Genomic DNA, 1,072 nt, shown 5'->3' on the forward strand with positions numbered 1-1,072 from the left:
GGTCGAGCCCGGTCTTGCGGTGCCCGACCCGGATCCGCTCATGGCTCCCGGACGAGGCGACGCAGTACGGCACCCCGTCGGCGGTGAGCTTCTCGAGTATGTCCACGGCGCCGGCGACGGGTTCCAGCTCTCGCTCGAACGCGGCGAACACCCGGCCGTGGAAGACCTCGTCGAAGTCGTCGGGCAGCCGCTGCCCGGTCCGTTCCTGGACGAGGTCGTGTACGCGATGCATGGCGGCGCCCATGTAGTCGCGGAGGGACTCCTCGTACGAGGTCGGATGGCCGAGCTCGGTGAGATAGGCGGCGAGGAGCGTGTTGGAGAGGGGCTCACAGTCGACGAGGACGCCGTCGTTGTCGAAGATGACGAGGTCATAGCGCATGGCTCGACCCTAAACGACCCGGGAAAACAGAAAACCCCCGCACCGGGAATCCCGGGCGGGGGTTTTCTATAAAATTTGTTCGGCGGCGTCCTACTCTCCCACAGGGTCCCCCCTGCAGTACCATCGGCGCTGTAAGGCTTAGCTTCCGGGTTCGGAATGTAACCGGGCGTTTCCCTCACGCTATGACCACCGAAACACTATGAAACTGTCAACCGCACCATCCCGTGACCATGGAATGGGGTTGTTCGTGGTTTCAGAACCAACACAGTGGACGCGAGCAACTGAGGACAAGCCCTCGGCCTATTAGTACCAGTCACCTCCAGCGGTTACCCGCCTTCCAGATCTGGCCTATCAACCCAGTCGTCTACTGGGAGCCTTACCCTCTCAAGGAGGTGGGAATACTCATCTCGAAGCAGGCTTCCCGCTTAGATGCTTTCAGCGGTTATCCCTCCCGAACGTAGCCAACCAGCCATGCCCTTGGCAGGACAACTGGCACACCAGAGGTTCGTCCGTCCCGGTCCTCTCGTACTAGGGACAGCCCTTCTCAATATTCCTGCGCGCGCAGCGGATAGGGACCGAACTGTCTCACGACGTTCTAAACCCAGCTCGCGTACCGCTTTAATGGGCGAACAGCCCAACCCTTGGGACCGACTCCAGCCCCAGGATGCGACGAGCCGACATCGAGGTGCCAAA

Annotated in this window: 1 protein-coding gene and 2 rRNA genes; all 3 read right to left on the reverse strand. The window is 61.5% G+C overall.

Going from position 1 to position 1,072, the window contains the following annotated elements:
- A partial coding sequence (locus tag ABWI07_RS44370) for an HAD family hydrolase (protein ID WP_353822239.1) occupies nt 1–379 on the reverse strand: 379 nt, incomplete at its 3' end.
- 77 nt (nt 380–456) lie between these two features.
- Nucleotides 457–573, reverse strand: a 5S ribosomal RNA gene (gene rrf / locus ABWI07_RS44375).
- A gap of 89 nt (nt 574–662) precedes the next feature.
- Nucleotides 663–1,072, reverse strand: a 23S ribosomal RNA gene (locus ABWI07_RS44380); the annotation flags it as partial.

This window comes from Actinomadura sp. NPDC000600 (genome assembly GCF_040492135.1).
GTDB lineage: Bacteria > Actinomycetota > Actinomycetes > Streptosporangiales > Streptosporangiaceae > Spirillospora.